The sequence below is a fragment of the Micromonospora sp. DH14 genome (assembly GCF_029809455.1).
Classification (GTDB): Bacteria; Actinomycetota; Actinomycetes; order Mycobacteriales; family Micromonosporaceae; genus Micromonospora; species Micromonospora parva.
Genome location: NZ_JARVKT010000041.1, coordinates 11888 through 29545 on the forward strand (window position 1 = coordinate 11888; position 17658 = coordinate 29545).

The window sequence follows — 17658 nt, forward strand, 5'->3', positions numbered from 1 at the left end:
CCCGCTGGACACGCGCGTGGAGGATGGCTGCGGCGGGTGCTTACAGAACCCTTAACCCGGGCCTGCGACGGTATGCCGGGCAAGCCGAATGGGGGAGCGGACAAACGTGCGGGTGCTGGTGGCGGACGACGAACGGTTGTTGGCGGACACGGTGGCCGAAGGGCTGCGTCGCCTCTCGATGGCCGTCGACGTCTGCTACGACGGTGACGGTGCGTTGGAGCGGGTCGGGGTGAACCGGTACGACGTCGCGGTGCTCGACCGGGACATGCCGGGGCACACCGGTGACGAGGTGTGCCGCAGCATCGCCGACTCCCAGGTCGGCACCCGGGTCCTGCTGCTCACCGCTGCGGCCGGCATCCGGGACCGGGTGGAGGGGCTCGGCCTCGGCGCGGACGACTACCTGACCAAGCCGTTCGCCTTCGCCGAGCTGGTGGCCCGCGTGCAGGCCCTCGGGCGGCGGTCCACGCCGGCGTTGCCACCGGTGCTCTCCCAGGACGGTCTGGCGCTGGACGTGGGCCGGCACGTGGCCACCCGTGACGGCCGCCCGCTGGCGTTGAGCCCGAAGGAGTTCGCGGTGCTGCACGTGTTGCTGCGCGCGGACGGTCAGGTGGTCAGCGCCGAGGAGTTGCTGGAGCAGGCCTGGGACGAGTTCGCCGACCCGTTCACCAACGCCGTACGGGTCACCGTGATGACCCTGCGCAAGAAGCTCGGCGACCCGGCGATCATCCACACCGTTCCGAAGGCCGGCTACCGCATCGGCGGACCGGCGTGAGCTGGACGCCCCGACGTCGGGTGCTGCTGGTGGGCCTGCTGGCGCTGCTGGCCGGGCCGGTGCTGCCGGCGATGGGCAAGTGGCTGGCGGGGGTGACCTGGATCTGGGGGCAGCAGTTCTGTGACCTGCCGGTGCCCGGACTGAGCACCGTCTGCGCCGACGTGCGACCGACGGCGTTCGCGCTGCCCCTGGTGGCCGTGATCCTGGTGACGGTGTCCGCGCTGGCGGCGCTCTGGTTCGGCGCGGCGTGGTGCCTGCGCCCGGTCGCCGACCTGGCCGGGCCGATCGGTCACCTCGGCCCGCAGAACCTCGGTCACCGGATCCGGCCCCGGGGCCGCGACGAGCTGGCCCGGCTGTCCCGGGCGATCGACGAGATGATGGAACGCGTCTCCGCCGGGTACGAGGGGCAGCGCCGTTTCGCCGCGAACGCCTCACACGAGCTGCGTACCCCCCTCGCCGTGCAGCGGACACTCATCGAGGTCGGCATGGCCCGGACGCTCAGCGGTGAGCAGTTGGAGTTGTTGACCAGCCAGCTGTTGGAGACCAACGAGCGCAACGAACGCCTCATCGAGGGTCTGCTCGCGCTCAGCGAGAGTGACCAGGGCCTGCGCTCGCGGATCCCGCAGCGGCTCGACACGATCGTCGAGGGGGTGCTGGCCGGGTATCTCGACCGCGCCCGGGAGGCCGGGGTCACCATCGACACCCACCTCGTGCCCCGGGTCGTCGTCGGCGAGCGGGTGCTGCTGGAGCGCCTGGTCACCAACCTGGTGGAGAACGGCATCAAGTACAACCGGCCGGGCGGCTCGCTGACCGTCGTGGTGAGCGGCGTGCCCGCACTGTCGGTGGTCAACACCGGTCAACCCGTGCCGGCCGAGGCGGTGGCGGGTCTGTTCGAGCCGTTCCGCCGGCTCGCCCGGGACCGGACCTCGCAGGGCGGCGGGGCCGGTCTGGGCCTGGCCATCGCCCGCTCGATCACCCAGGCGCACGACGGCATCATCGCGGCCCGGCCCGCCGAACACGGCGGCCTGCGGGTCGACGTTCAGCTACCCGCAGTGACCTGACACTTCCACCCACCTTCCCGGGGTCCACGTACCGCTGGATCCCGCCCGTGGTGTGCCCTAAGAAGGAGAGACGATGTCACGCACCGTTGGCCAGACCCGGGCCGATGTCGAGGAGGCCAGCCGCTGGCTTGCCGGCCGCGTGGTCCGCACACCAGTGCTGCGGTCCCCGGTGATCGACGAACTCGCCGGAGCCCGGGTCCTGCTCAAGGCGGAGAACCTTCAGCACGGCGGCTCGTACAAGATGCGTGGCGCACTGCGCGCTGTGGGTCGCCTCGCCGCGGCCGGGCACACCGGGGTGATCGCGCAGAGCACCGGCAACCACGCGGTGGCGGTGGCGTTGGCGGCCCGACAGCACGGCCTCGCGGCGACAGTGGTGCTGCCGGTCGACGCGGCAGCGACGAAGGTCGACCGGGCCCGCGCGGCGGGGGCGCGGGTGGTGTTCGCCGGCACCGCCGTCGAGGAGCGGGTGGCGGTGGCCAACGGGCTCAGCGACGACAGCGGTCACCCCGTCGTCGACGCGTACGACCACCCGGACGTGATCGCCGGGCAGGGCACGGCGAGCCTGGAACTGATCGAGGACGCCGAGCGTGCGGGGACGCCGTTGGACGCGCTCGTCGTACCGGTCGGTGGTGGTGGCGGGGTGGCCGGCGGGTGCCTGGCCGCCGCCGGCACCGGCATCGAGGTGTACGGCGTGGAGCCGGTGGGCTGCGACTCGCTCGCCCGCAGCCTGGCGGCGGGTGTCCGGGTGCCGGTCGCACCGGCGCCCACCATCGCGGACGGGCTGCGGCCGTCCTGTGTGGGTGAGCTGCCGTTCGCCATCGTGCGGGACAGGCTGCGCGGCGTCGTCCGGGTCGACGACGACGAGATCGCGGCGGCGTTCCGGCTGATCCTGACCGAACTCAAGGTGGTCGCCGAGCCGTCCGGCGCGGCGGCCCTGGCCGGCGCACTCCGCCTGGCGCCGGTGAAAGACCGGCAGCGGACGGTCGGCGTGGTGCTGACCGGCGGAAACGTGGAGGCGGCGTTGGTGGCCCGGTTGATGGCACCCCGGTCCGCCGACCTGACCCGGGAAGGGGCGGCGGCGTGAGCGCGCCAGTTCGGATCGGCATCCTGTTCGGTGGGCCGTCGGCGGAGCACGAGGTGTCGTGTGCGTCCGCGCTCGGGGTGGCCCGGGCGCTTGCCGGTGGCGGCTACCGCACCGTCGCCATCGGTGTCACCCGCGCCGGCGGTTTCCGGCTGATGCCCGACGCGCTGCTGGCCGAGTTGCGCGACCGGCCGGCCGGCGAGCGGGCCATCGACGACCAGCTGGTGGTGAGCGGGCCGGCCGTCGAGCTGCGGGCCGGTCCGCGTCCGGGCGTCGTGCAGGTGTCCGCCGGTAACGCCCCCGGCGCTGTGCACGCCGAGCTGGACGTGCTCTTCCCGGTGCTGCACGGCCCGTACGGGGAGGACGGTGTGGTGCAGGGGCTGCTGGAGTCGCTGAACGTGCCGTACGTGGGCTGCGGCATCCTCGCCTCGGCGGTGGGCATGAACAAGGTGGCGATGAAGCGGGCGCTGCGCGCCGAGGGCATTCCCGTCACCCCGTACGTGGCGTTCGACGCGCACACCTACCGGACGGTCGACGACCCGGAGAAGCTGGTGACCGGGCTGAGCCGCCCGCTCTTCGTCAAGCCGGCCAGCATGGGTTCGTCGATCGGCATCTCACGCGTCGGCGAGGGCGACGACCTGGCCGCCGCCGTGCGGGAGGCGCTCCGCCACGACCAGTTGGTCATGGTCGAGCAGGGGGTCGCCGGCCGGGAGCTGGAGTGTGCGGTGCTCGGCGGCTGGCGTCCCGAGGCGTCGGCGGTGGGCGAGGTGCGGGTCACCGGCGGCTGGTTCGACTACCAGCAGAAGTACTTCGGCGACGACGACCCGATGATCGTCCCCGCCGTGCTGCCGGACGAGGTGACCGCGCGGGTCCGTGAGCTGTCGCTGCGCGCGTTCGCCGCGATCGGCGGCTGGGGTCTGGCCCGGGTCGACTTCTTCTACGCCGAGACGACCGGCGAGCTGTACGTCAACGAGCTGAACACGATGCCCGGCTTCACCGCGCACTCGATGTACCCGAAGGTGTGGGCCGCCGTCGGGGTCAGCTACCGGGAGGTGGTGGACCGTCTCGTCGAGTTGGCCCGGGTCCGGCACGCGGAACGGTCCGCGAGCACGGTGGGGAGCCTCGGATGATCCTGCTCTCCGATCCCCGGGTGGCGGCAGTGCCCAGCGCCGACGACGGCGACGAGTTCGTGGACCTGCGGGAGGTGCCGGAGCTGCGGCTCGACGGCCGGGCGGCCGACCCGGCCGGGGCGTACGCCCGGCTGCGCGCCGGTGTGGTGGACCGCCTGCTCGCCGCGCAGCGTGCCCTGCCCGGTGGGCTGCGTCTTCTGATGGTCGAGGGCTACCGGCCGTACCGGGCGCAGCTGGCCATCTTCACCGGCTACCGGGACGAGCTGCGCCGACGACACCCGGACTGGTCGCCGGAGCGGCTGCACCGGGAGACCACCAAGTTCGTCTCACCGGTCGAGGTGGCCCCGCACAGCACCGGCGGCGCGGTGGACCTGACGCTCTGCACCGACGACGGGGTGGAGGTGGATCTGGGCACGGCCATCGACGCCACCCCGGAGGACAGCGCCGACGCCTGCTTCACCGACGCCCCGGCGATCGTCGGCACCGCCCGTCGGCACCGGCAGATCATGGTGGACGCGCTGGGCGGCGCGGGGATGGTGAACTACCCGACGGAGTGGTGGCACTGGTCGTACGGCGACCGTTACTGGGCGCTGATCACCGGCGCGTCGTGTACCCGGTACGGGCCGGTTGACCTGGCCGCCGCCCGATCGGTACCGGTGCCGGCTGAACGGTAGGGCGCTGCGGCCCGTACCAGGTGGGTGAAGACACCACCGAGGACGGGAGTGACGGCGATGAGGGTGCAGCGCAGGCACGTGCTGGCGGCGAGCGTGGCGGTGCTCGCCGCGGTGGGTGTGTCGGTGGGGACCAACTTCGGGTTCGCCGACACCGCCCCGGCCCGGTCGTCGGTCTGCTCCGGCTCGGTCACCTTCTCGGCGGAGGGCGGGGCGCCGGCGGCGACGAGCGACCGGTTCCCGGTGGGTACCCGGCTGCGGGTGACGAACCTGGACAACAACCGGGCGGCCACGGTGACGGTGACCGGCCCGTCGGGCAGTTGCGTGCTGCTCAACGCGGCGGCGATGGAGCTGGTCCGGGAACCGGGGAAGAACGTGATCCGCCGCAACGTGGTGGAACGCGTCGACGGCGCCGCGCCGCCCGCCGGCGCTCCGGCCCCCGGCACGGTCCGCCCCGGCGCCGCGTCGCCCCCCGCCTCCGGACCGGCGCCCCGGTCGGCGTGCACCGGGGCGATCACCTTCTTCGAGGAGGCCGCCGGGCCGGCGGCAACCAGCGGGCAGTTCCCGGTGGGGACGCGGCTGCGGGTGACCAACCTGGACAACAACCGCTCCACCACGGTGACGGTGACCGGCCCGTCGGGCAGTTGCGTGCTGCTCAACGCGGCGGCGATGGAGCAGATCCGCGAGCCGGGCAAGAACCTGGTGCGCCGCAACACCGTCGAGGTGCTGCGCTGACGTCAGCGGAGGGGCCCGCGCACCGGGCCCCTCCGCCGCTCAGCCACTCAGCCGAAGGCGGCGTCGAGCAGGTCCGCGCCCCGGTTGAGCTGTGCGTCGGGGATCACCAGCGGGGGTAGGAGGCGCAGCACGTTCCCGTACGTGCCGCAGGTCAGGGTGAGCAGGCCCGCGGCGTGACAGGCCGCCGAGATCGCCGCGGTGGCGACCGGGTCGGGGGTGAGCGTGCCCGGCAGCACCAGCTCCACGGCGAGCATCGCGCCCCGGCCGCGTACCTCGGCGACCCGGGGGTCCCGCGCGGCGATGGCCCGTAGCCGGGGGACCAGCACCGACTCGATCCGTCGGGCCGCCCCGGCCAGGTCCAGCTCGTGCATGGTCTCGATGGTGGCGAGCGCGGCGGCGCAGGCGAGCGGGTTGCCGCCGTACGTGCCGCCGAGCCCGCCCACGTGCACCGCGTCCATCAGCTCGGCCCGACCGGTCACCGCGGCCAGCGGCAGGCCACCGGCGATGCCCTTGGCGAGTGTCACCAGGTCGGGTTCGACGCCCTCGTGCTGGCAGGCGAACCAGTCACCGGTCCGGCAGAAGCCGGTCTGGATCTCGTCGGCGACGAGGACCACCCCGGCCGCCGTGGCCCAGGCACGCAGCGCGGGCAGGAAACCCGGCGCGGGTACGACGAAACCACCCTCACCCTGGATCGGCTCGATGAGCAGCGCGGCGACGTTCTCCGCGCCGACCTGCTTCTCGATCATCTCGATCGACCGGGCCGCCGCCTCCGCGCCGGAGAGCCCACCATCACGCAGCGGGTACGACATCGGCACCCGGTAGATCTCCCCGGCGAACGGCCCGAACCGGTGCTTGTACGGCATGTTCTTCGCGGTCAACGCCATGGTCAGGTTGGTCCGGCCGTGGTACGCGTGGTCGAACACCACCACCGCCGGCCGACCGGTGGCGTGCCGGGCGACCTTCACCGCGTTCTCCACCGCCTCAGCACCGGAGTTGAACAACGCCGAACGCTTCTCGAACCCGCCCGGCGTCAGCGCGTTGAGGTGCTCGCACACCGCCACGTACGACTCGTACGGCGCGACCATGAAACAGGTGTGGGTGAACCGTTCGACCTGCGCCCGGACCGCCTCGACCACCTTCGGGGCGGAGTTGCCGACGCTGGTCACCGCGATGCCGGCGGCGAAGTCGATCCACTCCCGGCCGTCGACGTCGGTGATCGTCCCGCCGGCGGCACTGTCCACGTAGGACGTGATGACGCTGCCGACGCCCCGGGCGACGGCGTCGCCGCGCCGCTTGTGCAACTCTTCCGAGGACGGCATGGGTTCAGCCCTCGATGTTGTGCATGACGTGCTTGATCCGGGTGTAGTCCTCCAGGCTGTAGACCGACAGGTCCTTGCCGTGACCGGAGTGCTTGAAGCCACCGTGCGGCATCTCCGAGACGAACGGGATGTGCGTGTTCACCCAGACGCAGCCGAAGTCGAGCCGTCGGGTCATCCGCATCGCCCGGCCGTGGTCCTTGGTCCAGACCGAGGCGGACAGGCCGTAGTCGACGCCGTTGGCCCAGCGCACCGCCTCGTCCTCATTGGTGAAGCGCTGCACGGTGATGACCGGACCGAACACCTCGTCCTGGATGATCTCGTCGGCCTGCCGCAGCCCGGAGACCACGGTCGGGGCGTAGAAGTAGCCGCGCTCGCCGTGGCGGGACCCACCGGTCTGGATCGCCGCGTGGTCCGGCAGCCGGTCCACGAAACCGCTGACCCGGGCGAGCTGGTTGGCGTTGTTCAGCGGGCCGTAGAGCACGTCGGCGTCGTCCGGCGCGCCGGTCCTGGTGGTGCGGGCCTGCTCGGTGAGCGCCGCGACGAAGTCGTCGTGGACGCCCGGCCCGGCCAGCACCCGGGTGGCCGCCGTGCAGTCCTGCCCGGCGTTGAAGTAGCCACCCAACGCGATGGCCTCGGCCGCCGCCGCAACGTCCGCGTCGTCGAAGACGACCACCGGGGCCTTGCCGCCCAGCTCCAGGTGGGTCCGCTTCAGGTCGGGGGCCGCGGCGGCGGCGACCTCCATGCCCGCGCGGGTCGAGCCGGTGATCGACACCAGCTGCGGGGTCGGGTGCGACACGAGGGTACGACCGGTGTCCCGGTCGCCGCAGACCACGTTGAACACCCCCGGCGGGAAGAACTCGGCGGCGATCTCGGCGAGCAGCAGCGTCGACACCGGGGTGGTGTCCGACGGCTTGAGCACCACGGTGTTGCCGGCCGCGAGCGCCGGGGCGATCTTCCAGACCGCCATCATCAGCGGGTAGTTCCACGGCGTGACCTGCGCGCAGACGCCGATCGGCTCCCGCCGCACGTACGAGGTGTGCCCGGCCAGGTACTCCCCGGCGGAGCGCCCCTCCAGCATCCGGGCGGCACCGGCGAAGAACCGGAACTGGTCCACCGCCGGGGGAAGCTCCTCCTCTGCGGTGAGCTGCCGGGGCTTGCCGGTGTTGCGCACCTCGGCGTCGACCAGTTCGGCGGCGCGCGCCTCCACGGCGTCGGCGAGCTTGAGCAGCGCCCGCTGCCGTTCGGCGGGGGTGACCTCCCGCCAGCTCTCGAACGCGGTGGCGGCGGCGTTCATCGCCGCGTCCACGTCGGCAGCCACGGAGACCGGGGCCTGGGCGAACACCTCACCCGTGCAGGGGTCGACCAGATCGGCGTAGCCGCCGTCGGCCGGGTCGACGTAGGAGCCGTTGACGAAGTTGCGCAGCTGCTGCTGGTCACTCATGAGGGTTCACTCCGAGGGGGCCGGGGGCGCGGTTCTGCGGCGGTTATCGCAATCTCTCTGCCATCTTCGCTACCGAATTCGCGGCAGACAAGGGTTATCGCGACTGTTTCCGTCGGCTGATCACTCGGCTACGCTGCTCGGCGTGGAGCCCGCCCCCTTCTTCGTCGCCTCCCTACCCGCCACCGGCGAGGGTGAGCTGACCGTCCACCACCCGTACGACGGACGCCCGGTGGGGCGTACCACATTCGCCACGCCCGACCAGGTCGCCGCCGCCGTCGCCGCTGCGGCCGGGGTGGCCGCGCACGCCGCGGCCCTGCCCGCGCACGCCCGCGCGGCGGCCCTCGACCACGTGTCCCGGCGGCTCGCCGAACGCGCCGCCGAGATCGCCGCACTGATCACCGCGGAGAACGGCAAGCCGCTCAAGTGGGCCCGCGCCGAGGTCGGTCGGGCCGTGTCGACCTTCCGGTGGGCAGCCGAGGAGGCCCGACGCTTCTCCGGGGAGCTGCAACGACTCGACACCGACCCGGCTGCCGGCGGGCGGATCGCGCTGGTCCGGCGGGTGCCGAGAGGCCCGGTGCTGGGCATCACGCCGTTCAACTTCCCGCTCAACCTCGTCGCGCACAAGGTGGCGCCGGCCATCGCCGTCGGCGCGCCGATCATCGTCAAGCCCGCGCCCGCGACGCCCCTGACCGCGCTGCTGCTCGGCGAGCTGCTGGCCGAGACCGACCTGCCGGCCGGGATGTTCTCGGTGCTGCCGCTGCCCAACGACCGGGCCGCCGAACTGGTCACCGAACCCCGGCTGCCGGTGGTGTCGTTCACCGGTTCCGGTCCGGTCGGCGCGGCCATCCGCCGCGCCGCGCCGCAGAAACACGTGACGCTGGAGTTGGGCGGCAACGCCGCAGCGGTGCTCTGCGCGGACTGGACCTCCGACGAGGACCTGGACTACGCCGCGCAGCGCATCGCGACGTTCGCCAACTACCAGGCCGGCCAGTCGTGCATCGCCGTGCAGCGGGTGTACGTGCACCACGCCCGCTACGCCGATTTCCTGCCCCGGCTGGTGGCCGCCGTGCGTGGGCTGCGCACCGGCGACCCCACCTCCGAGCTGACCGACGTCGGACCGATGGTGTCCGAGGACGCGGCCCGCCGGGTCGAGACGTGGGTCGCCGAGGCCGTCGCCGCCGGCGGCACCGTCGAGGTGGGCGGCCTGCGCGCAGGTGCCACCTACCCCCCGACCGTCCTCACCGGCGTCCCGGCGGACGCCAAGGTCGTGGCCGAGGAGGTGTTCGGGCCGGTGCTGGTGGTCGCCCCGGTCACCGACGACCAGGCCGCGTTCGCCGCGGTCAACGACTCGGCGTACGGCTTGCAGGCCGGCGTCTTCACACGGCGGCTGGACGTGGCCTTCGCCGCCGCCCGCGCGCTGGAGGTGGGCGGGGTGATCGTCGGCGACGTGCCGTCGTACCGCGCCGACCAGATGCCGTACGGCGGGGTGAAGGGCAGCGGCGTCGGCCGGGAAGGGCTGCGCAGCGCGATGGACGACTACACCGAGCCCCGGGTCATGGTGCTGACCGGCCTCGCGCTCTAGGAGGCGGCCCCGCCCCCGGCTAGTCGGCCTGCCAGGTGCCGTCGTCGCCCACCCGGGCGGGGGCGCGGCCGAGCAGCAGGGCGGTCAGCGCGGCGTCGACGGTGTCGCCGAGGAACCACTCGCCGGACTGGTCGAGCGCGAACACCCGGCCGCGCTCGTCCACCGCCAGGATGCTGTCCTGCTGCTCGGTGCCGATCGGGAAGAGGCGCACACCGAGCACCGCGCCGAAGTCCGCGAGGGTGTCGGCGGTGTGCGCGATGGCGTGCGGACGGATGTCGAACCGTGAGATCCACACCTGCTCGCCCCGGCCGCGCCGCGCCCCGACCAGACTGGGGAACGCGGTGAGCGCCTCCACGGCGGCGGGGAAGACCTCGTGCCGATGGTTTCGCCCCGGCACCGACGTGACGTCCCGTACGGCGGCAGCGGCCATGATCTGGTCGCCGATGTGTGGTCGCCACCCGGCCGCGACCAGCGCGTTGGCGACCGCCGGGGGAAAGCGCCCAGGATCGGGATCAGGCGCCTCCGGCGCGGTCCAGGTTTCGGTGAAGGCGCGGGCCGACTCCGGCAGGACGTTCGCCCGGACCAGGAAGGCGACGCACGAGTCGCAGGGCCGATCGGCCGGCCCACCGGCGGGATCACCCGGCTCACGGATCCGGAAGATCTCGAAGCGGGCCTTGCCCAGGAGCGCCGCCGCCTCGGCCCTCCCCATCGGAGCGATGCCCTCGGCGGCGCGGCGGTGGTCGTACTCGTGCAGGACGTCGGAGACCACGATCAGCTCGGCGTGAGCCTCCCCGCCGCGCACCAGCTCGCCGGGAGGCAGCTGGGCCAGATAGTCGCGGACCAGCGGGTGGTGGTTGAGTGGCACGTCGGCCCTCGTGCCCTGGGCCGTCCAGATCCGTCCGTCGATGGTCAGGTGCGCGGCGGTGTTCGGGGTGACGCCCCGGCTTATCTCCCGCAGCAGCACCGTCGACGGGTCGACGGTGCTGGGCGCGGTCGGCCCGTCGGGCTGGCTACGCCGGTACATCTCCGCCACCACGGTGCTCGGCACCCGGGGCCACGTGGTGACAGTGCCGGTCTGCTTGTCGATGACCGTCGTCGGCAGGTCGCCCGGCACCGTGCGCACCTCGCCGGGCACGACGGACGTGATGACGTAACCCAGGTCGAACTCGTCGACCATCGCGCTGCACTCGTGGCCGAGCCGCTGCGAGTCGCGGCGGGCCCAGGTGGCGGCGAGCTGCTCGGCCTGTTGACGGTCGATCACGCATTGAAACTACCGGACTACACGGATCGATGGCAGCCGGTATCGTTTCGCTCTACCGACGGTGACGGGAGGGGCGGCGGTGGACGCACAGGCGGACCGGGACGTCAATCGCGAGCTACGGGCCCGATTCGACGACATCTATGGGCAGTACCAGCAGCTCAGGTCCGGTTTGGACACCCTTCAGGCGCGGCTCGAAGCGCTGCGGGTGACCCGGCGGTCGGCCGACGGGCAGGTGACGGCGACCGTCGGCGCGCAGGGCCAGTTGATCGAGGTCGAGCTGACCACCGCCATCTACCGGGACCGGGACGCCCTGGCGCTCGGCCAAAAAATCACCGAAACGATCCGGGCCGCCGCGACCGCCGCCGCCGACGCCACCAGCGACCTCGTCGCCGAGAGCATGCCGGCCGGCTCCGGGGCCATGGACTTCCTCAGGACAGGCGACTACGCCACGCTGCTCGGTCGGGCCGACGCCGTCCTCGGCAAGGGTGAGGCGACGGCATGACCGACGGGCAGCTCTGGCTCGATCCGTCCCGGGCCCGCCGGGGCGGTGCCGATCTGGCGCTCGCCGGCGAGGCGGTGACGGCCCGTCGTGCGGCGGAGGGGGGCGCCATCGAGACCGCCAGCGGTGCCCGGCCCTGGGGGCGCGACGACATCGGCGCCGCCTTCGAGCGCAACTACCGCGGGTTCGAACAGACCGTGCTGCGCGCCTGGGCGGGCGTCGGGCACCGGCTCACCGAACTGGGCGGCGATGTGGTCCAGTCCGTCGACGCGAGCGTGCAGACCGACGCCGCCAACGCCACCCGCCTCGGTCGGGCCGCCGACCGGCGCTGACAACCGGCGATCTGAGATGAGCGTGCTGCCGAGCCCCATCCCGCACCCACTGGACCACGCTCCCTGGGACGTGCCCGGCTGGATCTACGAGGCCCTCGACTGGGTGGTCGGCGTGCAGTGGCCGGAGGGCAACGAGCGGGCCGTGTGGGACGTTGCCGACCAGTGGTACGCGGTCGCCTCCGTGCTCGCCGGGCCGCACGCCGACGCCGCCACGGCCGCCGCCGAGGTGCACAGCGGATACGGCGGTGTCGGAGCTGTCGGCGCGGCGTTCGAGGCGGCCTGGCGCAGGCTCGCCGAGGACACCGACGCGCCGCTTCCCGTACTGCTCGCCGTCACGGCCGACCTGGGCCGACTGGTCGAGGAGTGCGGGTGCGACATCGAGGGCGCCAAGCTGGAAGTCTGGATCGAGCTGGGCATCCTGGTCATCGAGTTGCTCACCGTGGCGGTGGCGGCGGTGCTGACCGCCGGTGCCGCAACCCCGGCCGCCGGCGCGGCGATCACCGCCACCCGGCTGCTGGTTCACCAGATCTTCAAGCGGCTGATGGGCCAACTGGCCAGCAAATCCCTCAAACACGGGCTCAAGGAGGCCGGCGAACGGGCCGCCAAGGAGGTCGCCCGAGGGGGCGCACGCGGGTTCGCCAAGCGGGCCGCCCGCGAAGGGCTGGAGGAGGCCACCGAGGAGGCCGGGGTCACCCTGGCCACCCAGGCGTACCAGAACTCCACCGGCCGGGCCCACGGCCTGGACCTGACCGATCTCGGCGCCTCGGCGGTCGGTGGGCTCGCCGGCGGGGCGGTGGCCCCGCTGGCCGGCCTGGGCCGGCACGCGACCGGGCGGGCGGCGCGAGTCGGGGAGCACCTGGGGCGGGAGATGACCGGCGAGGTGCTCGCCGAGGGCGCGGCGAGCCTGGCCACCGGTCAGGGCCTGACCTCGATGGAGGACGTGGCGCGCGCCGCCGCGTCCGGGGCCACCGGTTCGGCGACCGGCCAGACCGACCACGCGCTACGCGCCCGGCTCGACGCCCAGGCGAATGCCCTGGCGGGAGCATCGCTCGCTGGTCCATCCCTCCCGTCGGTGCTGCCCGATGCGGAGGATGTGGCCTCTGCGGGGGCGTCCTCCTCCGTCAATGCCGCGTCTACGGGGGCGGTGCCCTCTGTGGCGGGGCTCTCTGTGACGGAGATGCCTTCTTCGGCCGCGGTGCCGTCCTCGGCGGGGACTGCTGCTGAGGCGGCGGCGGTGCCGTCTGCGGTGGGCGCCGCGTCCTCGGTGGCTGCCGATGGTGTGGCTTCGGGTGGTCCGGTTACGGCTGGGGTCGTGCCCGTGCAGGCCACGGAGACCGTCGACGTGTCGTCGCCGGACCAGCCGGCTGTGCCGACGTCCCCGGGCGCCGAGCAGTCGTCGGCGTCACCTGTCACGCCCGACGGACAGACGTCGGCACCGGTCCCGGTCGGTGTGGTGTCCGAGATGGACCCGTCGGCACTGCCGACCGAGGCGGCGCCGTCCACTCCCGGGCCGATCGAGGAGAGAGTGGGCGTACCGCACCCGGCCATGGCCGACCCCACGCTCTCGGCCGCGCCGCTTGCCGGCACTGTCGAGCCGAACGGTGGCCCGGCTGCCACCGGTGGAGCCCCGCCGCACCCCGGCAACTCGCCGCACGTCACTCCCTCAGGGCCGAACGCCTGGTCTCCGACGACCGGCCCCTCCGCACCGACGCTCACCCCCGGCCTCGCGACGCCGGTCACCTACGGCGTCCCGAGCACCACCAACACGTCGCCGCCGGTCGCCCCCACCCCGGCGGTGGTGGGTCGATCCGCCGTGCCGCCGCGTGCCCCGACGCGGGAGACACCGGCACCGGTGCGCGCACCCGAGCATCCGGCCCGGGGACGGGCGTCGGTCCCCGTCGACGTGGCCGCGTTCGGTGCCCCGTCGGTGCACGATCCCGACCCCGACGACTCGTACGCGGCGCAGTGGGCCGCCGCGGCGGAAGCCGCCGAGCGGCGGCGCTATCAGGACCACTACGAATCACTGCGCATCGGGTTCGAGACCAACCGCCGGCAGACCGAAGCCGCCCGCCTGCGTACCCGCGCCGTGGAGCACGACCGTCGCACCGTCGAGTACGCCACCTACGCCCGACAACTGCACCAGGCCGGCAACCGGCTCTGGGCCGACGGATGGCAGCGCGCCGCGAACGAGGAGGCCCGCGCGTACGCCGAATGGCGTGACCTGGCCGACGCGGTGCTGGCCGGCAGCGCGGCCCCGTCGGTGGTGGACGTCAGCGTCACCTTCGAGTACGCCAACCGGGATGTGGGCGCGCTCGCGCTCGGGGCGGTGGAGACCGCCGGCCCGTCCAGGCTCACCGGCGACGACGATCCGCCGCCGATCGACGACTCCCGGCCGTACGGGCAGCCCGGAGGACTGCGTCCACCGCTCGCCCTGCACCAGGTGGACGTGGAACGGCAGATGCCCCGCGAACCGGACGGCACCGTCATCCGCACCGCCGACCCCCGGCAGGGCGGCTGGTTCCGGCTCCTCAACGACGGCGGTCCCGCCGCCGACGCCACCCGGGGCATCAACTGCCTGGACTGCACGCTGTCGCTCTTCGAGACCTGGGTGCACGGGCGACCCCGCGTCTCGGCACCGCGCACCTTCGACGGCTACCTCGACGGCGACATCAGGCGTCCCATCCGTGGCGAGGCAGGCGGCCCCGGCCGGGTCGAGGACGTGACCGGCGGGCGCTTCCAACAACTCGTCGCCCCGACGTCCGGCGAACGAACGGACGCAGCGCAGGCGCGGCAGGCCGCCGACCGGGGCTACCGCAACCTGCACGACCAACTGCTGCTGGGCGGCCACGGCAGCTACTCGTTCCTGGTCACCGAGTGGGCACACGGTGGTTCGCACGCCTGGGTGGCGCTCAACCAGAACGGCACGATTCTCTACGTGGACCCGCAGAACGGCGCGGTCCGGGACCGGCCGCTCTACCCGGACGTGGTTGGCATCGACGCGCTGGTGCTGAGCGGGGACGGCCGACCGATGCCGCTCGGCGGCCTGCCCCGGGGCCGGTTCAGCGAACGGCCCGACCTGCCGGATCACCCACCGACGTACGACGACGGCGGGCACGGCGACCCGTACATCAACCGGATGTACCTGCTCCTCGACGGCCCTGGCTCGGCGCAACACCCGGACGGGCCAGCCGGAGATCCGACTGCCGCACACGAGCGGGGTGATCCAGCCGACGAGTTGGCGCAACTGACCGCAGGCGAGTTGGCCGCTCTGACCGAGCTTCGGCAGCGCGCCCTGATGGCCGCCGATCGAGTCGAAGAGGCTCTAGATCAGGTCGGGCGTAACGTGACAGAGAGCCTGAGTCTTGAAGAGCCGGTGCAGTTGCGCGACCGCGCCGCTCGCGTCAAAGGGCTGGGTTCGCTGGCACGTAAGTTCGTCGATGAGGCGCGCGGCTCGAACATTGGGGTTGAGGAGTTCTCGCAGACGGTGAACGACGTCCTCCGGTTCCTGTTCGAGATGCCACCCGGGGCGAACTACCTGCGGGGCGTTCAGTTGGTGCTCGCGGGCCTCACCGACGCGGGATTCTCCGTCCCGAGGCCGGATCTCAAGAACTTCTGGCGGGCGGGTAACAGGTTCTACGGATTCAACTGCACCCTCCGCACTCCCGACGGGCTCCTCGTCGAACTGCAGTTGCACACACGTGACTCGCGGGAGGCGTGGATGCGGACCCACGGCGACTACGAGATCCTGCGCCGGGTCTCGAACCGGCCGGAGGAGCATGTGCACGCCTTCCTGCGGATGCTTGCGGCGAACCGTGAGCGCCGGATGTCGGAGTCCGTTCCGGACGGCTTGGCCGCAGAGTTCCCGACGAAGGACGCGAGCTTTGCCAAGTGGTTGAGCCAGAGCGGAGATGCCTGGCCGAGGTATCGGTCGTGGCTCGACCGTCAAGGGATCAGCTTTTCCCAGGTAGTGCACGATTTGGGCTTGAGCTCTTCCGATTTCCCCATTGCGGCGGACGTCGTCACCAAGTTGGAGAAAGAGATTGTTGACGTATTACGTGATCTACCGGAATGACGAGAGGGTCGGAGGGCCAGCCGGGCTCTTCGTCATGGATGTAGGCGCAGGTAACGCGATCCTCTGGGATCACCGCAGCGGACGCTGGGCCTTCGATCCAGCGCTCGTCGTGCGTTTTGTCAACGACTATCGAAACATGGACCGTTTCGAAACCGTTGATCGGGCGACGGCTGAGAGAGTGGCTGAGACTGTCAGCGGGGGTCGTGCGCTGCCCGACGAGGACGACATCCGAGCCATGTTCGTGCCCGACCCCAGCGCGGGCGGCCCGCAGCCATCCGGTCGACAGTGATTGGTGTGCGAATGAGCAGGCAGTCGAGGCGGGCCGGGATCCCGGCCGACAGCGGTGCGCATGGGTCGGGCGGTGGGTCGAGAGGGTCGTGACGAGTGAGGGCTTGCCTGACCGCGCGTCGTCCGGCTGGAAGCCGCGTTTGGTGGGGCAGGGCACTGGTGGCGCCGAATAAGATCGACGCATGGCGAAATCTGGCACGAAGGGCATCAGGTCGACTGTCTGGGCCTGGCCGGTCGGCATCCTGGTCGGCCTGGCTGTCGGCATTCCGGTGTTCGGGGCGAAGGGTGGGGTCGCCTTCGGTGTCGCCACCGGCATTGTTGTCGCGCTCGGCCTGGGTTTGATCAGGGGTCGGGCCGACGGCGACGGTGCCCGGGGCGGCCCGCACGGCAGGGCTGCCGGAGGTGGCGGCGATGCGTCGGGTCGAGGGTGATCGACTCCGGTTTCTTGAAATCGGGGCATCCAAGTCCGGGGGATAGCCCGACTTTCATGATGTCGAGTGGATCATGGCGGGCCGTGCACGCAGCGGGCGTGCCGCACGCAGCGGGCGTGCCGCACGCAGCTCGCACGGCGGGCGTGGGGGCGGTGGCGCCGGGCAGTGTTGCCGAGGCGGTGGCCGTACAGGAGGAGTTGCGGCCTCTGGTGGACCTGGTCGGGCCGGGGCCGAGCGCGCCCGCGACGGTGGCCGGCCTGGACGTCGCGTACGCCGAGGATGGTGACCTGCTGGCGGCGGCCGTGACGGTCCTGGACGCCCGGACCCTGGCGGTGGTGGACTCCGCGGTCGGCGTGGGGCGACCCGCGTTCGACTACGTTCCGGGGTTGTTCGCGTTCCGTGAGGTGCCCGCGTTGCTCGATGCGCTCGACCGCCTGACCACCATTCCGGACCTGCTGGTCTGCGACGGGCACGGGCTGGCCCATCCGCGCAGGTTCGGGCTCGCGTGCCACCTCGGGGTGGTCACCGGGTTGCCCGCGATCGGGGTGGGGAAGACGCCGCTGGTCGGGACGTGGGATCCGCCGTCCGCCGAGCGGGGTTCCTGGTCGTCGTTGCGGGACGGTGGTGACGTCGTCGGCCGGGTGCTGCGGACCCGGGACGGGGTGAAGCCGGTCTTCGTCAGCGTCGGGCATCGGATGAGCCTGGAGAACGCGACAGCGCAGGTGCTGGCGTTGACCCCGCGCTACCGCCTGCCGGAGACCACCCGCACCGCCGACCGACTGTGCCGCGACGCCCTCGCCGAGGCGGAGCGGGCCGGCTGATGCCGGGAGCAGCCCGGCCCACCGGGGCGGAGCGGGCCCGCTGATGCCGGGAGCAGCCCAGCCCACCGGGCCGGAGCGGGCCGGCTGACGCAGAGGCGGGCCACCGGGCCGGAGCAGGCCGGCTGACGCCCGGACCGGCGGGCTGATCGGCTGGTCAGCCGG

16 protein-coding genes are annotated in these 17658 nt (G+C 72.6%); 13 read left to right on the top strand and 3 right to left on the bottom strand.

Translation table 11 applies throughout. The annotated features are described in order from the left end of the window. Positions 1–106 precede the first annotated feature (106 nt). The 6 genes from QCZ28_RS31170 to QCZ28_RS31195 all read left to right on the top strand — a co-directional run bounded on the left by QCZ28_RS31170 (position 107) and on the right by QCZ28_RS31195 (position 5450). A complete protein-coding gene (locus QCZ28_RS31170; RefSeq protein ID WP_030331573.1) occupies positions 107–772 on the top strand; it encodes a response regulator transcription factor in 666 nt (221 codons plus the stop codon). Beyond that, positions 769–1833, top strand: coding sequence for a HAMP domain-containing sensor histidine kinase (locus QCZ28_RS31175; RefSeq protein WP_279519946.1), 1065 nt, complete (start codon positions 769–771; stop codon positions 1831–1833). The genes QCZ28_RS31170 and QCZ28_RS31175 overlap by 4 nt, the downstream gene beginning before the upstream one ends. A 73-nt stretch (positions 1834–1906) precedes the next feature. Continuing rightward, on the top strand, positions 1907–2917 hold the full coding sequence (locus QCZ28_RS31180; protein WP_279519947.1) for a pyridoxal-phosphate dependent enzyme: 1011 nt from the start codon (positions 1907–1909) through the stop codon (positions 2915–2917). Next, entirely contained in the window at positions 2914–4044 is a 1131-nt protein-coding gene (locus QCZ28_RS31185) for a D-alanine--D-alanine ligase (RefSeq protein ID WP_279519948.1), read from the top strand. Before QCZ28_RS31180 ends, QCZ28_RS31185 begins: the two co-directional genes overlap by 4 nt. Beyond that, positions 4041–4718, top strand: a complete 678-nt coding sequence (locus QCZ28_RS31190; RefSeq protein ID WP_279519949.1) for a M15 family metallopeptidase — start codon at positions 4041–4043, stop codon at positions 4716–4718. Before QCZ28_RS31185 ends, QCZ28_RS31190 begins: the two co-directional genes overlap by 4 nt. A 57-nt stretch (positions 4719–4775) precedes the next feature. Beyond that, on the top strand, positions 4776–5450 hold the full coding sequence (locus QCZ28_RS31195; protein ID WP_279519950.1) for a hypothetical protein: 675 nt from the start codon (positions 4776–4778) through the stop codon (positions 5448–5450). A 47-nt stretch (positions 5451–5497) separates the two neighbouring features. On the opposite strand, the gene gabT is transcribed toward QCZ28_RS31195, so the two are convergent. Further along, a complete protein-coding gene (gene gabT, locus QCZ28_RS31200) occupies positions 5498–6769 on the bottom strand; it encodes a 4-aminobutyrate--2-oxoglutarate transaminase (RefSeq protein ID WP_279519951.1) in 1272 nt (423 codons plus the stop codon). A gap of 4 nt (positions 6770–6773) precedes the next feature. After that, positions 6774–8210: a gamma-aminobutyraldehyde dehydrogenase gene (locus QCZ28_RS31205; protein ID WP_279519952.1), complete on the bottom strand. Its 1437-nt coding sequence runs from the start codon at positions 8208–8210 to the stop codon at positions 6774–6776. A gap of 142 nt (positions 8211–8352) precedes the next feature. Here QCZ28_RS31205 and QCZ28_RS31210 point away from each other — a divergent pair, with 142 nt between their 5' ends. Further along, complete coding sequence (locus QCZ28_RS31210) at positions 8353–9792, top strand: aldehyde dehydrogenase family protein (protein ID WP_279519953.1); 1440 nt, start codon at positions 8353–8355, stop codon at positions 9790–9792. 19 nt (positions 9793–9811) lie between these two features. On the opposite strand, the gene QCZ28_RS31215 is transcribed toward QCZ28_RS31210, so the two are convergent. Then, a complete protein-coding gene (locus tag QCZ28_RS31215; protein ID WP_279519954.1) occupies positions 9812–11053 on the bottom strand; it encodes an SUKH-3 domain-containing protein in 1242 nt (413 codons plus the stop codon). A gap of 79 nt (positions 11054–11132) precedes the next feature. Between QCZ28_RS31215 and QCZ28_RS31220 the strand changes: the two genes are divergently transcribed. From QCZ28_RS31220 to nfi, 6 genes are all read left to right on the top strand, one after another. Continuing rightward, on the top strand, positions 11133–11555 hold the full coding sequence (locus QCZ28_RS31220; RefSeq protein WP_279519955.1) for a YbaB/EbfC family nucleoid-associated protein: 423 nt from the start codon (positions 11133–11135) through the stop codon (positions 11553–11555). Next, positions 11552–11884, top strand: coding sequence for a hypothetical protein (locus QCZ28_RS31225; RefSeq protein ID WP_279519956.1), 333 nt, complete (start codon positions 11552–11554; stop codon positions 11882–11884). Before QCZ28_RS31220 ends, QCZ28_RS31225 begins: the two co-directional genes overlap by 4 nt. A gap of 16 nt (positions 11885–11900) precedes the next feature. Next, positions 11901–15956 (top strand): toxin glutamine deamidase domain-containing protein, encoded by a 4056-nt coding sequence (locus QCZ28_RS31230; RefSeq protein WP_279519957.1) that lies wholly within the window; start codon positions 11901–11903, stop codon positions 15954–15956. Beyond that, a complete protein-coding gene (locus QCZ28_RS31235) occupies positions 15928–16245 on the top strand; it encodes a hypothetical protein (protein ID WP_279519958.1) in 318 nt (105 codons plus the stop codon). The genes QCZ28_RS31230 and QCZ28_RS31235 overlap by 29 nt, the downstream gene beginning before the upstream one ends. 181 nt (positions 16246–16426) lie before the next feature. Then, entirely contained in the window at positions 16427–16675 is a 249-nt protein-coding gene (locus QCZ28_RS31240) for a hypothetical protein (protein WP_279519959.1), read from the top strand. 116 nt (positions 16676–16791) lie between these two features. Further along, on the top strand, positions 16792–17496 hold the full coding sequence (gene nfi, locus QCZ28_RS31245) for a deoxyribonuclease V (protein WP_279519960.1): 705 nt from the start codon (positions 16792–16794) through the stop codon (positions 17494–17496). The last annotated feature ends 162 nt before the right edge of the window (positions 17497–17658 follow it).